This window comes from Streptomyces toyocaensis (assembly GCF_000725125.1).
Lineage (GTDB): Bacteria > Actinomycetota > Actinomycetes > Streptomycetales > Streptomycetaceae > Streptomyces > Streptomyces toyocaensis.
Window position 1 is genome coordinate 223,802 of the sequence record NZ_JFCB01000003.1, and the last position, 17,251, is coordinate 241,052.

Sequence of the window (17,251 nt, forward strand, 5' to 3'; positions counted from 1 at the left end):
CGTCCCTCGGGACGTGTAACGCTCAAGCACCGAGGAGCGATCATCCATCCGGGTGGTCGCTCCTCGGCGTCTCGGGGGGTCCTGCAGCGGCTGCCTTGCACCCGGGACGGCGGGGGGTATGGTGATCTTCGTTGTGCCTCCACAGGCCGCGAAGAATCGCCTCGCGGCAGACGGTCGTGGCAAGGGGGGCCTTGACGAACCGCACGCAGCGCGCAATTCTCAGGACGCGTCGTCACAAGGATCCGAATCCGAGGCATGGATCGACGGCAAAGAGGGCAGTATCACGGTGCGTTGAGGGCAGCGCCTTGTCGCAGGAGATGAGAACAACGAGGGCCTCCACCCGGTCTCGTACACCGAACTGGACATCAGTGTGCCAAGTGGCTACACTGACCCTTTGCGCTGCCTGTTAGCTGTCCCCTGCCCGTCACCAGGGGCATACCCTCACTCGAGCACGACGATCAGATGATCTCTGACCTGGGCTTTTGTCCACATCCGAGGAATCTGTCCCCGTGCACAGTGGGGGGCCGGTACGCGCGTAGTGAGTCCGAGCCCTCGGAAGGACCCCCTCTTGGCCGCCTCGCGCAACGCCTCGACCGCGAATACGAACAACGGCGCCAGCACCGCCCCGCTGCGCATCTCCTTTGCAAAGATCAAGGAGCCTCTCGAGGTTCCGAACCTGCTCGCGCTGCAGACCGAGAGCTTCGACTGGCTGCTCGGAAACACCGCCTGGCAGAGTCGGGTCGAGGAGGCTCTCGAGAACGGGCAGGACGTCCCCACCAAGTCCGGTCTGGAGGAGATCTTCGAAGAGATCTCCCCGATCGAGGACTTCTCCGGGTCGATGTCCCTGACCTTCCGCGACCACCGCTTCGAGCCGCCGAAGAACTCCATCGACGAGTGCAAGGAGCGCGACTTCACGTACGCGGCCCCGCTCTTCGTCACGGCTGAGTTCACCAACAACGAGACCGGCGAGATCAAGTCCCAGACCGTCTTCATGGGCGACTTCCCGCTCATGACGAACAAGGGCACCTTCGTCATCAACGGCACCGAGCGTGTCGTGGTGTCCCAGCTGGTCCGCTCGCCCGGCGTCTACTTCGACTCCTCCATCGACAAGACCTCCGACAAGGACATCTTCTCCGCCAAGATCATCCCCTCCCGGGGTGCCTGGCTGGAGATGGAGATCGACAAGCGCGACATGGTCGGTGTGCGCATCGACCGCAAGCGCAAGCAGTCCGTCACCGTCCTCCTGAAGGCGCTCGGCTGGACCACCGAGCAGATCCTCGAGGAGTTCGGCGAGTACGAGTCCATGCGCGCCACCCTGGAGAAGGACCACACCCAGGGCCAGGACGACGCGCTGCTCGACATCTACCGCAAGCTCCGTCCGGGCGAGCCCCCCACGCGTGAGGCCGCGCAGACGCTGCTCGAGAACCTGTACTTCAACCCCAAGCGCTACGACCTCGCCAAGGTCGGCCGCTACAAGGTGAACAAGAAGCTCGGCGGGGACGAGCCGCTGGACGCCGGCGTGCTCACCACCGACGACATCATCGCCACCATCAAGTACCTGGTGAAGCTGCACGCCGGTGAGACCGAGACGGTCGGCGAGTCCGGGCGTTCGATCATCGTCGAGACCGACGACATCGACCACTTCGGCAACCGTCGTATCCGCAACGTCGGCGAGCTGATCCAGAACCAGGTCCGTACGGGTCTCGCCCGTATGGAGCGCGTCGTGCGCGAGCGCATGACCACCCAGGACGTCGAGGCGATCACGCCGCAGACGCTGATCAACATCCGGCCGGTCGTCGCCTCCATCAAGGAGTTCTTCGGCACCAGCCAGCTGTCCCAGTTCATGGACCAGAACAACCCGCTGTCGGGGCTGACGCACAAGCGTCGTCTGAACGCCCTCGGCCCGGGTGGTCTGTCCCGTGAGCGGGCCGGCTTCGAGGTCCGTGACGTGCACCCCTCGCACTACGGCCGCATGTGCCCGATCGAGACGCCGGAAGGCCCGAACATCGGTCTGATCGGTTCGCTCGCCTCCTACGGGCGGATCAACCCGTTCGGCTTCATCGAGACGCCGTACCGCAAGGTCGTCGACGGCCAGGTCACCGACGAGGTGGACTACCTGACCGCCGACGAGGAGGACCGCTTCGTCATCGCGCAGGCCAACGCGCCGCTCAACGACGAGATGCGCTTCGTCGAGAACCGCATCCTGGTCCGCCGCCGCGGCGGCGAGGTCGACTACGTCCCCGGCGACGACGTCGACTACATGGACGTCTCGCCGCGCCAGATGGTGTCGGTCGCGACCGCCATGATCCCGTTCCTCGAGCACGACGACGCCAACCGTGCCCTCATGGGCGCGAACATGATGCGCCAGGCCGTGCCGCTCATCAAGAGCGAGTCCCCGCTCGTCGGCACCGGCATGGAGTACCGCTCCGCCGTCGACGCCGGCGACGTGGTCAAGGCCGAGAAGGCGGGTGTGGTCCAGGAGGTCTCCGCGGACTACATCACCACCGCCAACGACGACGGCACGTACATCACGTACCGCCTCGCCAAGTTCTCCCGGTCGAACCAGGGAACCTCGGTCAACCAGAAGGTCATCGTCGCCGAGGGCGACCGGATCATCGAGGGCCAGGTCCTCGCCGACGGTCCGGCCACCCAGAACGGCGAGATGGCGCTCGGCAAGAACCTGCTGGTCGCGTTCATGCCGTGGGAGGGTCACAACTACGAGGACGCGATCATCCTGTCGCAGCGCCTCGTGCAGGACGACGTCCTCTCCTCGATCCACATCGAGGAGCACGAGGTCGACGCCCGTGACACCAAGCTCGGCCCCGAGGAGATCACGCGGGACATCCCGAACGTCTCCGAGGAGGTCCTCGCCGACCTCGACGAGCGCGGCATCATCCGTATCGGTGCCGAGGTCATCGCCGGTGACATCCTCGTCGGCAAGGTCACGCCCAAGGGTGAGACCGAGCTGACCCCCGAGGAGCGTCTGCTGCGCGCGATCTTCGGTGAGAAGGCCCGTGAGGTCCGCGACACCTCGCTGAAGGTGCCGCACGGCGAGACCGGCAAGGTCATCGGTGTGCGCGTCTTCGACCGCGAGGAGGGCGACGAGCTTCCCCCCGGTGTGAACCAGCTGGTGCGCGTCTACGTCGCGCAGAAGCGCAAGATCACCGACGGTGACAAGCTCGCCGGCCGCCACGGCAACAAGGGCGTCATCTCGAAGATCCTGCCCATCGAGGACATGCCGTTCCTCGAGGACGGGACCCCGGTCGACATCATCCTCAACCCGCTGGGTGTGCCGTCCCGAATGAACCCGGGACAGGTCCTGGAGATCCACCTGGGCTGGCTCGCCAGCCGGGGCTGGGACGTCTCCGGCCTCGCGGAGGAGTGGGCCGAGCGACTCCAGGCCATCGGCGCCGACCAGGTCGAGCCCGGTACCAACGTCGCCACCCCGGTGTTCGACGGTGCGCGCGAGGACGAGCTCGCGGGCCTCCTCCAGCACACCATCCCGAACCGCGACGGCGAGCGCATGGTGCTTCCGTCCGGCAAGGCGCGGCTGTTCGACGGCCGCTCGGGTGAGCCGTTCCCGGACCCGATCTCCGTCGGTTACATGTACATCCTGAAGCTGCACCACCTGGTCGACGACAAGCTGCACGCGCGTTCGACCGGTCCGTACTCCATGATCACCCAGCAGCCGCTGGGTGGTAAGGCTCAGTTCGGTGGCCAGCGGTTCGGCGAGATGGAGGTGTGGGCACTCGAGGCGTACGGCGCCGCCTACGCGCTCCAGGAGCTGCTGACCATCAAGTCCGACGACGTCACCGGCCGCGTGAAGGTCTACGAGGCCATCGTCAAGGGCGAGAACATCCCCGAGCCCGGCATCCCCGAGTCCTTCAAGGTGCTCATCAAGGAGATGCAGTCCCTGTGCCTGAACGTGGAGGTGCTGTCCTCGGACGGCATGTCCATCGAGATGCGCGACACCGACGAGGACGTCTTCCGCGCAGCGGAGGAGCTTGGCATCGACCTGTCCCGGCGCGAGCCGAGCAGCGTCGAAGAGGTCTGACGGGAGTCCGGCGGCCTTCCCCGTGAAGGCCGCCGGCCCCAGGACCCCCGTTTCAGACCCCATGACTTACAACCCTGAGAGGGATTGACGCATAGTGCTCGACGTCAACTTCTTCGACGAGCTCCGGATCGGTCTGGCCACCGCTGACGACATCCGTCAGTGGAGCCACGGCGAGGTCAAGAAGCCCGAGACCATCAACTACCGCACCCTCAAGCCCGAAAAGGACGGACTCTTCTGCGAGAAGATCTTCGGTCCGACCCGGGACTGGGAGTGCTACTGCGGCAAGTACAAGCGCGTCCGCTTCAAGGGCATCATCTGTGAGCGCTGTGGCGTCGAGGTCACGCGCGCCAAGGTGCGCCGTGAGCGGATGGGCCACATCGAGCTGGCGGCGCCCGTCACGCACATCTGGTACTTCAAGGGTGTTCCGTCGCGGCTGGGCTACCTGCTCGACCTCGCCCCGAAGGACCTGGAGAAGGTCATCTACTTCGCGGCGTACATGATCACGTACGTCGACGAGGAGCGCCGCACCCGCGACCTGCCCTCGCTGGAGGCCCATGTCTCCGTCGAGCGCCAGCAGATCGAGAACCGCCGCGACGCCGACCTCGAGGCCCGCGCCAAGAAGCTCGAGACCGACCTGGCCGAGCTGGAGGCGGAGGGCGCCAAGGCCGACGTGCGCCGCAAGGTGCGCGAGGGTGCCGAGCGTGAGATGAAGCAGCTGCGCGACCGCGCGCAGCGCGAGATCGACCGCCTCGACGAGGTGTGGAACCGGTTCAAGAACCTCAAGGTCCAGGACCTCGAGGGCGACGAACTGCTCTACCGCGAGCTGCGCGACCGCTTCGGCACGTACTTCGACGGTTCGATGGGTGCCGCGGCGCTGCAGAAGCGCCTGGAGTCCTTCGACCTGGACGAGGAGGCCGAGAAGCTCCGCGAGATCATCCGCACCGGCAAGGGCCAGAAGAAGACCCGTGCGCTCAAGCGCCTGAAGGTCGTCTCCGCGTTCCTGCAGACGTCCAACAGCCCCAAGGGCATGGTGCTCGACTGCGTGCCGGTCATCCCGCCGGACCTGCGTCCGATGGTGCAGCTCGACGGTGGCCGCTTCGCGACCTCGGACCTGAACGACCTGTACCGCCGCGTCATCAACCGCAACAACCGCCTGAAGCGGCTTCTCGACCTCGGCGCGCCCGAGATCATCGTGAACAACGAGAAGCGCATGCTCCAGGAGGCCGTGGACGCGCTCTTCGACAACGGCCGTCGCGGCCGCCCGGTGACGGGCCCCGGCAACCGTCCGCTGAAGTCGCTGTCCGACATGCTCAAGGGCAAGCAGGGCCGCTTCCGTCAGAACCTGCTCGGCAAGCGTGTCGACTACTCGGCGCGTTCCGTGATCGTCGTCGGTCCGCAGCTGAAGCTGCACCAGTGCGGTCTGCCGAAGGCGATGGCGCTGGAGCTGTTCAAGCCGTTCGTGATGAAGCGCCTGGTCGACCTGAACCACGCGCAGAACATCAAGTCGGCCAAGCGCATGGTCGAGCGCGGCCGCACCGTGGTGTACGACGTCCTCGAAGAGGTCATCGCCGAGCACCCGGTGCTGCTGAACCGTGCGCCCACGCTGCACCGCCTCGGCATCCAGGCCTTCGAGCCGCAGCTCGTCGAGGGCAAGGCCATCCAGATCCACCCGCTCGTCTGCACCGCGTTCAACGCGGACTTCGACGGTGACCAGATGGCCGTGCACCTGCCGCTGTCCGCGGAGGCGCAGGCCGAGGCCCGCATCCTGATGCTGTCCTCGAACAACATCCTGAAGCCGGCCGACGGCCGTCCGGTGACCATGCCGACCCAGGACATGGTCCTCGGTCTGTTCTTCCTCACCACCGACGGCGAGATGCGCGACCTCAAGGGTGAGGGCCGTTCCTTCGCCTCGGTCGCGGAAGCGATCATGGCCTTCGACGCGGGCGAGCTGTCGCTCCAGTCGAGGATCGACGTCCGCTTCCCGGTCGGCACCATCCCGCCGCGCGGCTGGACCCCGCCGGCGCGCGAGGAGGGTGAGCCCGAGTGGCAGCAGGGTGACAGCTTCCGGCTGAACACCACGCTGGGCCGTGCGCTCTTCAACGAGCTGCTGCCCGAGGACTACCCGTTCGTCGACTACGAGGTCGGCAAGAAGCAGCTCTCCGAGATCGTCAACGACCTCGCCGAGCGCTACCCGAAGGTCATCGTGGCGGCGACGCTCGACAACCTGAAGGCTTCCGGCTTCTACTGGGCCACCCGTTCCGGCGTCACCGTCGCCATCTCCGACGTCGTCGTTCCCGAGGCGAAGAAGGAGATCGTCCGCGGTTACGAGGCGCAGGACGAGAAGGTCCAGAAGCAGTACGAGCGCGGTCTGATCACCAAGGACGAGCGCACGCAGGAGCTCATCGCGATCTGGACCAAGGCGACCAACGAGGTCGCCGAGGCGATGAACGACAACTTCCCGAAGACCAACCCGATCTTCATGATGGTGAACTCGGGTGCACGAGGCAACATGATGCAGATGCGTCAGATCGCCGGTATGCGTGGTCTGGTGTCGAACGCGAAGAACGAGACGATCCCGCGGCCCATCAAGGCCTCGTTCCGTGAGGGTCTGTCCGTGCTGGAGTACTTCATCTCCACGCACGGTGCCCGTAAGGGTCTGGCGGACACCGCTCTGCGTACCGCCGACTCGGGTTACCTCACCCGTCGTCTGGTCGACGTCTCCCAGGACGTCATCATTCGCGAGGAGGACTGCGGCACCGACCGCGGTCTGCGTCTCAAGATCGCGAGCCGGGGCGCGGACGGCGTGCTGCGCAAGGAAGGCGACGTCGAGACGTCCGTGTACGCGCGCTGCCTCGCCGAGGACATCGTGGTCGACGGCCAGGTGCTGGCCCCGGCCGGCACCGACCTGGGCGACGTCCTCATCGAGGAGCTCGTCTCCCGCGGCGTCGAGGAGGTCAAGACCCGCTCGGTCCTGACCTGCGAGTCCGCCGTCGGCACCTGCGCGATGTGCTACGGCCGTTCGCTGGCCACGGGCAAGCTGGTCGACATCGGTGAGGCGGTCGGCATCATCGCCGCCCAGTCCATCGGTGAGCCCGGCACCCAGCTGACGATGCGTACCTTCCACACCGGTGGTGTGGCCGGTGACGACATCACCCAGGGTCTGCCCCGTGTCGTCGAGCTCTTCGAGGCCCGTACGCCGAAGGGTGTCGCCCCGATCTCCGAGGCCTCCGGCCGCGTGCGGATCGAGGAGACCGAGAAGACCAAGAAGCTCGTGGTCACCCCGGACGACGGCAGCGACGAGACGGCGTACCCGATCTCCAAGCGCGCCAAGGTCCTGGTCTCCGAGGGCGAGCACGTCGAGGTGGGCCAGCAGCTCACCGTGGGTGCCACCAACCCGCACGACGTGCTGCGCATCCTGGGTCAGCGTGCCGTCCAGGTCCACCTGGTCGGCGAGGTCCAGAAGGTCTACAACTCGCAGGGTGTGTCGATCCACGACAAGCACATCGAGATCATCATCCGGCAGATGCTGCGCCGTGTGACGATCATCGAGTCGGGCGACGCCGAGCTGCTGCCCGGCGAGCTGGTCGAGCGCTCGAAGTTCGAGACCGAGAACCGTCGTGTGGTCCAGGAGGGCGGTCACCCGGCCTCCGGTCGTCCGCAGCTGATGGGTATCACCAAGGCCTCGCTGGCGACGGAGTCCTGGCTGTCGGCCGCCTCCTTCCAGGAGACGACCCGAGTGCTGACGGACGCGGCGATCAACGCCAAGTCCGACAGCCTCATCGGCCTCAAGGAGAACGTCATCATCGGTAAGCTCATCCCGGCCGGTACGGGCCTGTCCCGCTACCGCAACATCCGGGTCGAGCCGACCGAGGAGGCCAAGGCCGCGATGTACTCGGCCGTCGGCTACGACGACATCGACTACTCGCCGTTCGGCACGGGCTCCGGCCAGGCCGTTCCGCTGGAAGACTACGACTACGGTCCGTACAACCAGTAAGCGAGCAGCTTGATCCGAGGGGCGGTCACTCCGTACGGGGTGGCCGCCTCTCGGCGTGCCGGGCCGCGCTGTCGGCCGGGGCTGGTGCCGTCAGCGGGTGGGCTGGAGGTACGGCTGCAGGTGGTGCAGCCGAGTGTAGTAGTCCGGGTGTGAGGACAGGAGCTTGCTCACCGGCGTCTCGGTGACCGGCACGCCTCCGTTCGCCGCGCTCAGCGCGGCGGTCTGCTGCTGCTCCTGGTGGTGCAGCTTCTCCAGTACGGCGGCCAGCATCGGGGCGAAGCCGAGCGCTGCGGCGTGCTGGTCGGCGCGCAGCTCGGACCGGCGGCCGACGGCGGCGAGCGCGTACGGCATGGCGAGGATCAGCAGCGGCAGGCCGTAGAGGGTGCTGATCGTGGCGAGCGCGATGCCGCCGACGAACAGGCCGAAGAACAGCACGCCGAAGCAGGAGAACACCCGCGACACCCGGAACATGAATCCGGTGACCGCGCGCAGTACCCGCCAGGCGATCCGGCCGGGCTGCGCGTACCAGTAGCCGAGCAGTCCGGACCAGGCGTGGCCGCCCACGTGGTGGCCCAGCTCGTGGGCCAGGACGGCGGCCAGCTCGCCGTTGGGCAGCTGGTTCATGGCGAACCGGGTGACCCCGACGATGTGCCCGGCCGCGGCGACCGCGTTGAGGCTGTCGCTGTCCTCGACCCACAGCTCGTAGTTCCGGCCCTCGACGCCCGCGCGGGCGGTGACCTCGCGCCAGACCGGCTCGATTTTGGCTCTTTCCGCAGGGGTGGGGTAGCGCAGACGGAGCAGATGGCGCGCGAGGGCGCTTTCGGTCGGCCGGTGGAACACGAGCGCGCCGCTGGCCAGCCAGGCCAGGACGACCAGGACGCCGAATCCGCCGAGCGGGACCGAGATCAGGGCGACGACCACGAGGCTGCAGAGGAAGTTCGGCAGGTAGAGGAGCAGATTGCCGAAGGCGGTGGCGTCGGTGCGGCGCTGCTGCCCGGAGATGTGGACCCGGCCGCGGTCGGTGCTGATGTGGTGCGGGTGCAGCGGGGAGTCGGGCGCGGGCGGCGCGGGCGGCGCGGGCGGCGCGGCGGCCTGCGGGTAGGGAGGCTGCGGGGCCGTCGTGCTGTGGGGGTACTGCGGGGTGGTCGGGTACTGCGGGGCGGTCGGGTACTGCGGGGCTTGTGGGTACTGCGGGGCGTGGGCGTACTGCGGGGGGTAGGGGTACTGGGGTGGTGGTGCCTGCGGAGCGGTCTGCTGGGCGTGGGGCGGCGGGTACTGCGGTGTGTGCGGGTACGGCTGCTGAGGGATGCCGGGCCGGGCCCCGGGCGGGGGCTGGGGTGCGGCCTGCTGGGGGTGGGGCCCCGGGTATCGCGGAGGGACCTGCGCGGTCTGCGGCTCGTGCGGCCGACCGGTCGGCTCGGGGTACTCCGGTGGGGTCGGCGGGGGCTGGGTCATGGTGCGTCCTTCGCTTTCACGTGAGCGGTGGCCGGCCCGTGGGTCAGCCGATCAGCAGGGAGGCGGGCAGCAGGAGCGTCCCGGTGCAGAAGGCGATCAGGCCGGCGCGGATCCACTGGTGCTTGCGCCAGGCGATCCGGCTCGTCTCCGTGAGCGCCGCCGTGAGACCGGCCACCGGGTCGGCCTCGGTGTCGGCGAGCGCGGCGTCCAGCCGGCCCGCCCGCACGGCCCGCCGGATGTCCCCGAAGTACGAAAGCGGCTGCCCCTGGACCCACGTCCCGCTGCGGTAGCGGGGCAGCACGGCCAGGAGCAGCGAGAACAGGGAGAAGGCGAGGGCCGACGTCCCGGCCCACCACACCGCGGCGCCGGCGCCCGAGAGGGTGTCAGGGGACCAGTTCCGGCCGGCGAGCAGTCCGCTGAAGACACCCGCGGTGATGCCGAGCGCGGCGACCAGGACGGCTGCCTTGCTGTCGGCGCGCGCGATCTCGGTACGCAGGTCCGCCAACAGCCGCTCGCAAAGCTGCGCGCGTGCCGCCGTGGGCGGTGAGGGGGTGCGCGGGGGCGCCGGATCCGGATCGGGGGTGCCCGTGGTCGCCGTCGTCGGGGCGGGCACCGGGTCGGTGGCCGTCACAGGCCTTCCTCCTGAGCGGTGTCGCCCGGCGGCCGCCCTGCCTCGGCGCGGGCTTCGGCGGAGTGGCCGGTCGGTGCGGGGGCTTCGCCAGGCGGGGCGGCGTCGTCGGGTTCGGGGGTCGCGGTGGGCGGTGCGGGCTGCTCGGGCGGTGCGGTGGGCGTGGTGCCGTAGCCCGGCGGCGGCTGCCACGCGGGGGCGGGCGGGGCCCCCGGCATGGGTGGCGGCGTGTAGGGGGCCGACGGGGCTCCAGGCATGGGTGGCGGCGCGTAGGGGGCCGACGGGGCCGGGACCGCGTAGGGCGGGGTGGGCTGTGCTCCCGGGGTGTACGGGCCGGGGGCCGGGTGCGGAGAGGGGGACGTGTGGCCAAGGGGCGGCGTGTGGGGCGGGGTGGGCTGTGCTCCCGGTGTGAGGGGACCGGGGGCCGTGGAGGGCGGCGGGAACGTGTGGCCCCCGGGTGGGACGTAGGGCGTGGTCGGCGGTCCGGGCGGCGTGTACGGCGCCCCGGGCTGGGACGGCACGACCGGACCCCCGCCGCCGCCCGCGCCCGCGGGCGCGGGCGCGGGTGTGTCCGGGCCGGGAGGGTCCGCCGGGGGGAGCGGGGACGGGTTCTGAGGGACGCCCGGGAGGCGCTGGTTGAGGATGTCGCTGACCGTGCGCAGGGCCAGCTGCTTGGGTCCCTCCAGCTCGAACCTCTCCGCGCCCTCGCTCCCCAGCAGCTCCTTCACCAGCTCCATCTGCGCCTGGATCATGCGCAGTTGGTCCTCGCGCATACTGGTCATCACGAGCCGCGAGTCCTCCGGGTGCTGGGCGAGATGGAGCGCCCAGGCCTGCACACCGCCCTGCGACAGATGCCACTGGTAGAACGCGATCTTCTCCGCCTCGATCTGCTGCAGCTCCAGCATCTGCCGGCCCTGCAGCATCATCTGCTCGTGCTGCCAGCGCTGCTGCTGGAGGGCCAGTTCCTGCTGGCGGCGCCCGTACTCCATGGCCCGCCCGAGCTGCAGCTCGTCCTGCTGCCGGAACCGCTGGTCCGTCTCGACGTCCACCCGCATGCCCTGCTGCGCCGTGCGGATCTGCTCGGCCGCCGAGTGGTCGATCGCCTGGAGGCGCTGCTGGTGGTCGATGTTCGCCTGGTCACGGCGCATCCGCAGCGTCCAGGTGACCTGGAGTCCCGCGGTCGCACCGAGCGGCCCGACGAGCGTGACCGCCCGCAGCAGCTCCCGCTCGGCCGCCCCGCTGTCGGCGATGGCGAAGCCGCGGGTGACCGGCCGGGCCGCCTGCTGCAACTCGCCGGTCAGCAGCGCGGGCACGTCCCTGATGCCGCTCGCCACGAACCGCGCGGGGTCCACGACCTGCCAGGAGACGTCCACCTCCGCCGTGAATTCGAAGGCGTCGTTGTCGCTGGGCAGGGCGAGGGTGTCGGTGAAGGGATGCACGCCCATGTCGATCTCGTACACCGCGGTGTACCGGCGGGCCGCGATCTCGCCGCGGCTCGGTCTGGTCGGCGGGGGGTAGGCCTCGTACCCGCCCTTCGGGGTGGAGAAGACGAGGGCGTGGTCGATACGGACCACGTGCTTCAGGGACAGCTCGAAGCGGGACAGCTGCCGCACGGTGAGCACCGGGTCGATCAGCCGCGTGTGCCGGTCGGCGGGCTGCTGCCACTCGGGTGGGCGGTGGAAGGAAGGCATGGCGCGTCTTTCGTCAGCGGGGTGGAAGCGTGCTCAGCAGACGGGCGGCCACCTCCGGGGGAGGGTTGCCGTCCTCGCCGGGCATGGTGCGCAGCAGATGACTCAGCCGCTGGTACTCGGTCGGGGTGGTGACGAGCCTCGGCAGAAGCGCGGCGAGCGCCCATTCGGCGGTCGTGGAACGGCTCGCGATCAGCACCCAGTCGCGCAGCGTGTCCAGGGCCGGCCGGGTGTACTGCGGGTCGTCGAGGGCCTCCCGCCACAGACGCGCGATGCCCTGGGCGGCGGTGCCGTCGTCGTCGGCCGAGGCGCGGGCGTACCAGCTCAGGACCAGCGGGGTGCCGTACCGCTCGTCGCCCTCGGTGCGACGGCAGGCGTTGACGAAGCCGCCGAGGGACAGGTCGCGCACGGCCCGTTCGTCGTCGAGTCGGGAGAGCAGGTCGGCGAGGACCTCGTCGGCGGCCCGCGACAACAGCAGCAGCTCCACCGCCTCGGCGAGTTCCCGCGCCATCTCCACGTCGAAGTCGTCCGGATCGCCCCGGTGCCGGTACAGCGCCCGGGTGGCGTCGCGCAGCGCCGCGAGTGCCTGAGCCGGCCGTTCGGGGCCGATCAGCGCGTACGCCCGGACCGCCACCCAGCGCAGCCGCCGGTCCTCGGCCGTGGACCAGGCGTCGAGGATGCGCGGGATGTTGGGCGTGTCGATGTGGTGGGCCAGGGTGAGCGAGTTGACCGCGACGAGTCGGTGCCGGAACCGGTTGGAGGTCGCCCACACCTCGATGACCAGCGCCATCGCGGACGGAAGGTCGGTGCGGGCGAGGACGGCGACAGTGGAGGCGGCCCGGGTACGGACCAGCGGCCGGCCGTCGTCGGCGAGCCGGCGCAGCCAGGCGATCAGCGCGGGGCGGGCCGACGGGTGGCCCGTCCACACCTCCCGCAGCAGCACCAGGGCGGCCCGCTCGTCGTGGAACGCGGCCTTGGTCTGGGTCACCGGGCCCCACTCGGTGTGCTCCTCGGCCGTGTAGCGGTGGGCGCGGGCGAGCTGGAGGCGCTTGCCGATGTGGGTGCCGAAGACGGGGACCTCGGGGACGCGGGCCCGGTTCTCGGTCTGCTGCAGGAAGCCGTAGAGCAGGTCGCTGAGTTCGGCGGTGAGCGCGTACGGTCCGTCGTCGAAGGCGGCGAGCGCGACGAGGAACGCCTTGTCGCGCAGGTGGACGGTGGTCTCGTCCTCCTCGAACCACTCCTGGACCTGGCTCTCCAGCGAGGCGAGCGAGAAGCCGGCGACCTCCTGTTCGGTGGCCTCGCCCGCGGCGTACCGGCCGAGGAGCTGGGCGAAGGCGGCGACCTCGCGCAGCTGGTGGCCGTGGTCCAGGAACTCCTTGACCTCCGGGAGGCCCAGCAGGCGTCCGGCGGTCGCGTCGGTGGTGCGGGCGCGCAGGTGTGCGGCCAGGACGTTCTCGGCCGCGGGCGGCCGCCAGTCGGCGGCGGACACGTCGTCCTCCAGGACGGCGGCGGGGCCGACGGTGATCACCGCGTAGGCGTCCTGCTCGGCGAGCCGGTCCGCGGCGCCGAGCAGATGGGTCTCGCGCAGGGCGTTGCCCCGGCGGGTCGCGAGGTCGCACAGCACGTATCCGCGGGCGCGGCCGCTTCCCCGGCCCGCCCCCCTGCCCGGATCCGGGTCGTCGTCGCGCGTGGTGAGACGGTCGGCGAGGGAGGCGGGCGTGGTGTCACGGTCCAGGGCGAGCACGGGGGTGGCGCCGACTGCGCGCAGCAGCATCAGGGCGGCCGTCCGGCGGCCGGTGAAGCGGGCGCCGGACAGCACCAGGACGCGTTCCCGGCGCAGACGCAGCACGAGGTCGTCGAAGTCGTCGCCGTCGGCGGTGACGAAGGAGGCGGCGAGCCGTTCCAGGGTGCCGCGTGGGATCTCGCCCGAGGCGGAGACGGCCGTGGACAGCCCGGGGAACGTCCAGTGGTGGACCGTCTTGCTGCCCATGACGACGTCGCCGGTGACCCGGCCGCCGGAGACGCCGTGCTGGTCGCCGGCGGTGTAGCCGCCGCCGAAGCCGGCCCGGGTGCCGACCCTCATGGTGCGCGGGCTGTGGTCGACCAGGTCACGCCGGGCCGACCAGGCGTTCTGCGGCTGGTCCCGTTCCTCCGACTCCTCGGCGGCACCGTCCTTGGGGGCCTCGTCCGGTGCGGTCTCGCCCGGTGCGGGGGCGGCCGCGGGGCTGCCGCCTCCCGGGCCCGCGGCCGGCTGGTCCTGGCCGCTCACGGCCGCTCACTCCGCTCCGTCTTGCTGCCCATGACGACGTCGCCGGTGACCTGACCGCCGGAGACGCCGTGCTGGTCGCCGGCGGTGTAGCCGCCGCCGAAGCTCACCGTGCCGCCGCTGATGTCGAAGACCGGGCCCGGCGCCGGGGCTCCCCGATGTCCGGCCGGCGCCGGGCGGCTCTGGTGAGGACCGTCCTGCGGTGCGGGGGCGGCCGGCGCCGGACGGTCCCCCGATCCGCCCGGCGCCTCCCCCGCCCCCCGGTCACCGTGGTCCTGGGACGCACCGCTCCGGCCGCCGGAACCGTCGGGTACGGGGCCGTGCAGCCACGCCGTCAGCGGGCCGTTCTTGCTGTCCACCGTCACGCGGTGGAAGTCGGCGGCCGGGACGCCGACGTGGTCGTGCCGTACGACACCGGTGTAGACGGCGTCGGAGACACACAGGGCGAAGTCGTCGGCGCGCTCGCGCAGGGCCGCGCGCAGCAGGGCGGCGTCCAGCAGCCGGCAGGCGTGGTTCAGGTCGGAGCCGACCCAGCCGTCATGGCGGTCGACGGCCACGTATCCGCCGGCGACGACACCGCGCAGCCGGATCTGCGCGGAGCGGGACGCCATGCGGTTGACGGCCCGCAATTGCTCCGGGACACCGGTGAGCAGGGCCCGCAGCAGCGCCGTGACCGGGGCGTTCGCGTCGATCAGCTCCATCACGGAGTCCCCGCGGTCGGCCCGCATGCGCAGGGTCTCGTCGATGCCGGCGGTCTCCAGCGCGCGGTCGGTGACGTCGTACAGCATGCGCCGCAGATACGCCTGTTCGACGTCGTCCCGGTCGCTGAACCTCTCGATGTCCAGCAACAGGATCGTGCGGCTCACGGGGTCGGTCATGGTCGCCCTTCGAACGGTGGGGGATGGCCGTGCAGGGCAGCAGAGTGTCGGGAGCGGGAGGTGGGGCGTGAGGGCGTATGACCCACTGGAACTGTGACCGCGTACACAGAACGCCACCGCCCCGGGAAGCGCCGCCGTCAGCGTGGGGTCACACGGGCCCGCTGCCCCGTCCCGCCGGCCCGCCCGCCGGGCCGTGTCGGGGGCGCGTGGTTTCCCCGGGCGGTGGGGGGCCGTCCGCCGGCGGGCTCGCGTCGGGTGGGCGCTGGGGTGACGGGATGCCGGGGACCGGCTGGTCCGTGGCGGCGATCCTGCGGAGGATCCCGGGGCGGAGGATCAGCAGCGTGCGCCGGCCGGTCGAGACGGCCTCCTTCTCGCGCAGTTCCCGCAGCAGGCGCTGGACCATCTCCCGCGACGCGCCGACGGAACCCGCGAGCTCCTGCTTGCTGAGCGGTACGGCGAGCTCGATGCCCTCGGCGGTACGGCGGCCGTGGCTGCGGGCCAGGTCCAGCAGGAGCACCGCGAAACGCTGCCGGACGCTCATCGACGCGAACTCCAGACGCCGCCGGTCGGCCGCCCGGGTGCGGTCCGCCGTGAGACCGAGGAGGGCGAAGGACACCGCGGGGGAGTGGCCCAGGAAGTCCTTGAAGAGCCCGTGCTCCACGGCCACCGCCCGCACCGGCTCCAGCGCGGTCACCGTCGCCGACCGGGGACGCCCCGTCAGCGCCGCCGACTCGCCCACGACGTCACCGGCGCCGCGCAGGGCGAGCAGCGCCTCGTAGCCGTTGGCCGCCGCCGCCGTGACCTTCGTCCAGCCCTGGACGAGGAAGAGGACGTGCGAGGAGGGCTCGCGCTGGTGCAGCAGGACGACCCGGGGAGCGAAGCGCAGCTCGCGCCCGAGGGAGAGGAGTGCGGTGCGTTCCTGGCTCTCCAGGCGGGCCAGGAACGGTACCCGGTCCTCCAGACCGCCGTCGTCCGGTCCGTGCGGCGCCGATGTCATCAGGCTGAACCCCCCGTTCGTCTGCGGCGGACGGATCAAAGTACTGAGGGTCGCATCTGTGAAGGGCGCGATCCGGCCACCACGGGATACCGGCCACGGACCGGCCACCCGGCGGCCGCCACCGGCGGGAGTGGTCGTGGGCGGGCCGTCCGGAGGGGTCCGGGGAACCGGCGGGGCGAAGGGGGAGAAGTCCGGCGTGTCGGGCCGCGCTCCATTTGTTTTGACCGGAGTCCGTGAGCTAGGTACGCTCAGACCTTGTGCCTGGGGTGTGCCCTGGCCTTCGTGCGTGCCATCACACCGCACCGGGGGCTGTGAAACGGCCACCGCGATTCAGCGCTTCCTTCTGCCTTGCGGTGGGAGTCCGCCGGATTCGACACACCCGACCGCGTGGGTCGGAGATGTTCCAGGTTAGCTGTACCCATCGGCACACAGAAACCGGAGAAGTAGTGCCTACGATCCAGCAGCTGGTCCGCAAGGGCCGGCAGGACAAGGTCGAGAAGAACAAGACGCCCGCACTCGAGGGTTCTCCTCAGCGTCGTGGCGTCTGCACGCGTGTGTTCACGACCACCCCGAAGAAGCCGAACTCGGCCCTGCGTAAGGTCGCGCGTGTGCGTCTGACCAGCGGGATCGAGGTCACCGCTTACATTCCGGGTGAGGGACACAACCTGCAGGAGCACTCCATCGTGCTCGTGCGCGGCGGCCGTGTGAAGGACCTGCCGGGTGTTCGCTACAAGATCATCCGCGGCTCGCTCGACACCCAGGGTGTCAAGAACCGCAAGCAGGCTCGCAGCCGTTACGGCGCCAAGAAGGAGAAGTAAGAATGCCTCGTAAGGGCCCCGCCCCGAAGCGCCCGGTCATCATCGACCCGGTCTACGGTTCTCCTCTGGTGACCTCGCTGATCAACAAGGTGCTGCTGAACGGCAAGCGCTCCACCGCCGAGCGCATCGTCTACGGTGCCATGGAGGGTCTGCGTGAGAAGACGGGCAACGACCCGATCATCACGCTGAAGCGCGCGCTGGAGAACATCAAGCCGACCCTCGAGGTCAAGTCTCGCCGTGTCGGTGGTGCGACGTACCAGGTTCCGATCGAGGTCAAGCCCGGCCGCGCCAACACGCTCGCGCTGCGCTGGCTGGTCGGTTACTCCCGCGCACGTCGCGAGAAGACCATGACCGAGCGTCTGCTCAACGAGCTCCTCGACGCCAGCAACGGCCTCGGCGCCGCTGTGAAGAAGCGCGAGGACACGCACAAGATGGCCGAGTCCAACAAGGCCTTCGCGCACTACCGCTGGTAG

Annotated in this window: 9 protein-coding genes and 1 pseudogene; 4 read left to right on the forward strand and 6 right to left on the reverse strand. The window is 70.0% G+C overall.

Annotation, left to right across the window (positions count from 1 at the left end; translation table 11 throughout):
* Nucleotides 1–568 precede the first annotated feature (568 nt).
* Both rpoB and BU52_RS06400 read left to right on the forward strand, forming a co-directional pair.
* Nucleotides 569–4,054, forward strand: coding sequence for a DNA-directed RNA polymerase subunit beta (rpoB, locus tag BU52_RS06395; protein WP_037929505.1), 3,486 nt, complete (start codon nucleotides 569–571; stop codon nucleotides 4,052–4,054).
* Nucleotides 4,055–4,148: 94 nt separating this feature from the next.
* Nucleotides 4,149–8,048 (forward strand): DNA-directed RNA polymerase subunit beta', encoded by a 3,900-nt coding sequence (locus tag BU52_RS06400; RefSeq protein ID WP_037929507.1) that lies wholly within the window; start codon nucleotides 4,149–4,151, stop codon nucleotides 8,046–8,048.
* Nucleotides 8,049–8,138: 90 nt separating this feature from the next.
* Here the strand turns inward: BU52_RS06400 and BU52_RS36780 are convergent, their stop codons facing one another.
* From BU52_RS36780 to BU52_RS06430, 6 genes and pseudogenes are all read right to left on the reverse strand, one after another.
* A complete protein-coding gene (locus BU52_RS36780) occupies nucleotides 8,139–9,503 on the reverse strand; it encodes a M48 family metalloprotease (protein ID WP_037929509.1) in 1,365 nt (454 codons plus the stop codon).
* A 43-nt stretch (nucleotides 9,504–9,546) separates the two neighbouring features.
* Nucleotides 9,547–10,134 (reverse strand): Pycsar system effector family protein, encoded by a 588-nt coding sequence (locus tag BU52_RS06410; RefSeq protein ID WP_407702029.1) that lies wholly within the window; start codon nucleotides 10,132–10,134, stop codon nucleotides 9,547–9,549.
* Nucleotides 10,131–11,822 (reverse strand): hypothetical protein, encoded by a 1,692-nt coding sequence (locus BU52_RS06415; protein WP_063829994.1) that lies wholly within the window; start codon nucleotides 11,820–11,822, stop codon nucleotides 10,131–10,133. Before BU52_RS06415 ends, BU52_RS06410 begins: the two co-directional genes overlap by 4 nt.
* A gap of 13 nt (nucleotides 11,823–11,835) precedes the next feature.
* Entirely contained in the window at nucleotides 11,836–14,088 is a 2,253-nt protein-coding gene (locus BU52_RS06420; RefSeq protein ID WP_037929511.1) for a hypothetical protein, read from the reverse strand.
* Nucleotides 14,085–14,963 (reverse strand): hypothetical protein, encoded by an 879-nt coding sequence (locus tag BU52_RS06425; protein WP_037929513.1) that lies wholly within the window; start codon nucleotides 14,961–14,963, stop codon nucleotides 14,085–14,087. Before BU52_RS06425 ends, BU52_RS06420 begins: the two co-directional genes overlap by 4 nt.
* Nucleotides 14,964–15,261: 298 nt before the next feature.
* Nucleotides 15,262–15,960: pseudogene (locus BU52_RS06430) on the reverse strand (Crp/Fnr family transcriptional regulator); the annotation flags it as partial.
* Between the two features lie 446 nt (nucleotides 15,961–16,406).
* Here BU52_RS06430 and rpsL point away from each other — a divergent pair.
* Both rpsL and rpsG read left to right on the forward strand, forming a co-directional pair.
* Nucleotides 16,407–16,778, forward strand: coding sequence for a 30S ribosomal protein S12 (rpsL, locus tag BU52_RS06435; RefSeq protein ID WP_003948652.1), 372 nt, complete (start codon nucleotides 16,407–16,409; stop codon nucleotides 16,776–16,778).
* A gap of 2 nt (nucleotides 16,779–16,780) precedes the next feature.
* On the forward strand, nucleotides 16,781–17,251 hold the full coding sequence (gene rpsG, locus BU52_RS06440; RefSeq protein ID WP_003992340.1) for a 30S ribosomal protein S7: 471 nt from the start codon (nucleotides 16,781–16,783) through the stop codon (nucleotides 17,249–17,251).

What these genes read in the sequence shown, in the direction of transcription:
- BU52_RS06415 (WP_063829994.1), bottom strand. Translation starts at nt 11,822, where the DNA reads ATGCCTTCCTTCCACCGCCCACCCGAGTGGCAGCAGCCCGCCGACCGG.
- BU52_RS36780 (WP_037929509.1), bottom strand. Translation starts at nt 9,503, where the DNA reads ATGACCCAGCCCCCGCCGACCCCACCGGAGTACCCCGAGCCGACCGGT.
- rpsG (WP_003992340.1), top strand. Translation starts at nt 16,781, where the DNA reads ATGCCTCGTAAGGGCCCCGCCCCGAAGCGCCCGGTCATCATCGACCCG.
- BU52_RS06425 (WP_037929513.1), bottom strand. Translation starts at nt 14,963, where the DNA reads ATGACCGACCCCGTGAGCCGCACGATCCTGTTGCTGGACATCGAGAGG.